Annotated in this window: 4 protein-coding genes; 1 reads left to right on the top strand and 3 read right to left on the bottom strand. The window is 34.0% G+C overall.

The annotated features are described in order from the left end of the window. The 3 genes from AADI82_RS13865 to AADI82_RS13855 all read right to left on the bottom strand — a co-directional run. Positions 1 to 721: hypothetical protein (locus AADI82_RS13865; RefSeq protein WP_341217023.1), on the bottom strand; the 721-nt coding region annotated here is incomplete at its 3' end. 88 nt (positions 722 to 809) lie between these two features. Next, positions 810 to 2,513 (bottom strand): gamma-glutamyltransferase, encoded by a 1,704-nt coding sequence (ggt, locus tag AADI82_RS13860; protein ID WP_341217022.1) that lies wholly within the window; start codon positions 2,511 to 2,513, stop codon positions 810 to 812. Beyond that, complete coding sequence (locus tag AADI82_RS13855; protein ID WP_341217021.1) at positions 2,510 to 3,106, bottom strand: acyl carrier protein phosphodiesterase; 597 nt, start codon at positions 3,104 to 3,106, stop codon at positions 2,510 to 2,512. Before AADI82_RS13855 ends, ggt begins: the two co-directional genes overlap by 4 nt. 85 nt (positions 3,107 to 3,191) lie before the next feature. On the opposite strand from AADI82_RS13855, the gene glmM reads away from it, so the two are divergent. Continuing rightward, positions 3,192 to 4,561 (top strand): phosphoglucosamine mutase (glmM, locus tag AADI82_RS13850; protein ID WP_341217020.1); only part of this gene is annotated, 1,370 nt, incomplete at its 3' end.

Genomic DNA, 4,561 nt, shown 5'->3' with positions numbered 1-4,561 from the left:
TCCCTTTTACAACACCCATTTCAAGCCCGATAACTAATAGTTTATGAAAAGTTGGTAATTGAGCACCGCTCTCTGTTGTAATCCAATCGCTCCAAGTGGCTTCTAAGCCATCGATTGGAAGTAGATTCGTCCACATTTTAAAGCTTTTTGGTTTACCAGTTTCATCAAATAACCATAAATAAGAATCACCTGGAGTTGTGCCGCCAGATGTGTACGTTACTAAGAGGGCTTCTTCGTTATTATTTAATTTGACTAATCTGCGTTCAACACCTTCGTCAAATACTTTATACGGTGCAACAAGCCAAAACGAATCGTTATTAAAAATTTTAATGGCTTCGTTAATTAATTCTTCTGCCATTTCACCCTTCATTTTAAAACTATGCACAAACACTTTACTTTTTGTGTAATCTTTAAGATTTAGGCTAACACGATATTCTTTCCAAAACACATCACAAATACCTTCATTTTTTTTCCATTCAAAATGATGTCGCTTTTTAAAAGTCCATTCAATATAACTAGTATTTTTATAAGCCTCATAATCTAAAGCATCAAGCATTTTGTAAGCGAGTGCATCTGCTTTTTCCCCTTGAATGCCTGTTGGAAGATCTTCATTATATTTAAAAAAAACGAAACCAAAAAATAGTATACTAGGGAGTGTGAGGAATATAATGACTCCTGTTGCAATTTTGAATATTCTTTTTGACTTTGACTTGGGTTTCACAATAATAAACCTTTGTTACCTAGCTTTATACGATAGATAATTAGAAGGCTAAATTATTAAATACAACCGACTAAGAGAAGGAAAAATGTTAAAAACCGACAGCCGTATCGTCACCTCGACGATCTGCACCACCCTCTAACGTTTTATCCTGTAAAACCATGATTCCGTCGACTTTACCAATTACTGGCGCATCTTTTTCATTGATAGTATACCCCAATTTTTCAAGCTGATTTATCAAATTTGTATCAAAAGCGTTAGGTTCCATTTTAATATCGTCGGGTAACCATTGATGATGAAAACGTGGTGCATTTACAGCTTCTTGCATCGTCATATCAAATTCATGTACATTTAAAATAGTTTGCAAAACAGAAGTTATTATTCTTGAACCACCCGGAGTACCTAAAGTCATAAATAGCTCGCCATTTTTTTCAACAATAGTTGGTGTCATTGAACTAAGCATTCGTTTTTGCGGTGAAATACTATTGGCTTCGGCACCTATTAATCCGAACATATTAGGTTCTCCAGGTTTACTGCTAAAATCGTCCATTTCATTATTTAAGAAAAATCCAAGTTCTGAGCAATATAATTTTGAACCAAAACCTGCATTTATAGTTGTTGTGGCAGCAATAGCATTACCAAATTGATCGACAATAGAGTAGTGAGTCGTTTCATTGCTTTCAATAATTTGAATATTTCCGTGTGATACATCACTAGATTTCGTGGCTTTTTCAAATGAAAAATCATGCATTCTTCCGCTTAAATACTCAGTATCAATTAACGTATTACCTGGTATGCTTACAAAATCTGGATCGCCTAAATAAAAACTTCTATCGGCATAAGCACGTCGCTCTGCCTCTGTAATCACTTGAATGGTTTTAAGTGAGTTATGCCCGAATTCATCTAACGGAAAAGGTTCAACCATTTTCATAATTTGACCCAAACAAATACCACCGCTTGATGGCGGCGACATGGATATAATTTTTAAATCGTCGTAGCTAAAAGTTATTGGTGTGCGCCACTTTGCTTCGTATTTTGCTAAATCTTCTTCGGTAATTATACCACCATTACCTTGAATGAATTTGGCGAGTTTTTTGGCAGTTTCACCTTTATAAAATTCATCTCTACCATTTTCTAAAATGCGATCCAAAGTATTTGCTAAAGCATAATACTTTATGGTATCATTTTCTTTCCACGAGTTTTCTAAAAGAATCGAATCTTTATTTGCTTTTCTAAAATAGGGCTGAAAATGTTTAATTCTATGTTCCTGTTTTTTAGTAACCACAACACCTTTGCGAGCCAAGGCAATTACTGGTTTTAAAATATCTTCAATGGGTAGCGACCCTAATTTTTTATGAACTTCAAACACGCCAGCAATTGTTCCCGGAACACCAACAGCCATGGCTCCCAAAGTGCTTTTTTCTGGGATTACATTGCCTTCTTCATCTAAATACATATCTTTTGTGGCTGCCAACGGTGCTTTCTCTCGGTAATCAATACCACCAATTTCTCCATCATTTTTTCTGTAAACCATAAAACCACCACCGCCAATATTTCCAGCATAGGGAAAAGAAACAGCTAAAGCTAATTCGGTTGCTGCCATAGCATCAAATGCATTACCACCTTTTTTAAGAATATCACTCCCTATTTTTGAGGCTTCCACGCGTGCCGAAACCACCATAGCTTTTTGAGTAATTAAACCTCTTTTTGAAGTTTTTTCTGGCAATGAAGTTTTAGACTTTTTACAAGAAATAGTTATAGATAAAATTAGAAAAAGTGAAATTAAATATCTCATATTTTGGTGTTTAGTTCTTTTAATTTGAGTTTAGAAAATTCGATAAGTTCATTAAAAAAAGATGTGAATTCGTTTTCGAAATCTGTATAAAATATTTCTAATTCGTTTATAGCTTCGTTCATTCCAGAACGGTTTTGTGTTCTTCTATTCATGCCTTCTAAAACTTTAGAAATACCTTCGGTAGATGCATAACTAAGCAGCCAATTATCAGTTATCATATAAGGCATCATTTTTTGAATGTGAGGAGGTAGTATATTATAATGTTCTTTTAACGAATTGTAAAAGGTCTCTACATAATCATCTAAAGATATGTCAGAATATTTGTTCCAATTTTTTGCTAGGAAATGATCGTATAAAATATCGACAATAATACCGGAATAATGTCCGTATTTTTTGTGTAAGCGTTTCGTGCTTTTTCGTACAGTTTTATGCGCATCGGTAAATGTATCAATATGGCGGTGTAATAATATACCTATTTGCACATCTTTAGAAAACTTTTTATACCGTTTACCTTTAATACTATCTGCAATAAAGTTACCAATTGTTACTAAATCGTTTTCGCCTGACAGATAAATATGCGCTAAGTAATTCATTTGTGAAATTTACGAATTACGATTTAACAATTACCATTTTGTAATCGTATATTTGCGTTTAATTTTTTATATAAACGTATTAATAATGACATTAATTAAATCAATTTCAGGAATTAGAGGAACTATTGGCGGACAAGTAGGCGATAATTTAACACCTATTGATGCAGTTAAATTTGCATCGGCTTATGGTGTTTGGTTAAAGCAACAACGTATAAAGGAAAATTATCGTGTTGTAGTAGGTAGAGATGCCCGTATTTCTGGTGAAATGATTCAAAATTTAGTAATGAATACTTTGGTTGGTTTAGGAATTCATGTGATTGATTTAGGTTTATCTACAACACCAACCGTTGAAATTGCCGTACCTATGGAACATGCTGATGGTGGTATTATTTTAACAGCAAGTCATAATCCAAAACAATGGAATGCTTTAAAACTTTTAAATGAAAAAGGTGAGTTTTTAGATGCAGTTGAAGGTGCAAAAATTTTAGAGATTGCTGAAAGTGATACTATGGATTTTGCTGATGTGGATAGTTTAGGGAAAATAACAAAAAATGAAGCTTATATAGATTTGCATATTGATGAAGTTTTAAGTTTGCCATTAGTAAACACACAAGCTATTAAAGAAGCTAAATTTAAGGTTGTTGTAGATGGTGTTAATTCGACTGGAGGTATTGCTATTCCGTTGCTTTTAGAGCGATTGGGGGTACATGCGGTTAAATTATTTTGTGATCCAACAGGGCATTTTCCACATAACCCAGAACCTTTAAAAGAACACTTAGGAGATTTATCTGAAACAGTAGTTAAAGAAAATGCCGATTTTGGTATTGTAGTAGATCCTGATGTTGATCGTTTAGCGTTTATGGACGAAAACGGAAACATGTTTGGTGAAGAATATACATTGGTTGCTTGTGCGGATTATGTGCTAAGTAAAAACCCAGGGAATACTGTGAGTAATATGAGCTCAACCAGAGCATTGCGAGATATTACCGAAAAACATGGTGGTACTTATGAAGCCAGTGCAGTGGGCGAAGTTAATGTGGTAAAACTGATGAAACAAAATAAAGTAGTTATTGGTGGCGAAGGTAATGGTGGTATTATTTACCCAGATTCGCATTACGGACGTGATGCTTTGGTTGGTGTCGCTTTGTTTTTGAGTTTGTTAGCAGAAAATAAAATGAGTGTTAGTGAATTGCGTAAAACCTATCCTAATTATTTTATGAGCAAAAAGAAAATACAATTAACACCAGATTTAGATGTTGATGGTATTTTAAAAACGATAGAAAATCGTTACCAAAACGAGCAATTAACTACTATTGATGGTGTAAAGATAGATTTTGCCGAAAGTTGGGCGCATTTACGTAAAAGTAATACCGAACCTATTATTAGAATTTATACCGAAGCAAAATCGCAAGAAGAAGCCGATGGTTTAGCTGATAAGTTTATTGAGGAGATTGG

Origin of the sequence: uncultured Wocania sp. (genome assembly GCF_964021735.1) — a bacterium.
GTDB lineage: Bacteria > Bacteroidota > Bacteroidia > Flavobacteriales > Flavobacteriaceae > Wocania_A.
This window is presented reverse-complemented; position numbering and strand designations above follow the sequence as displayed.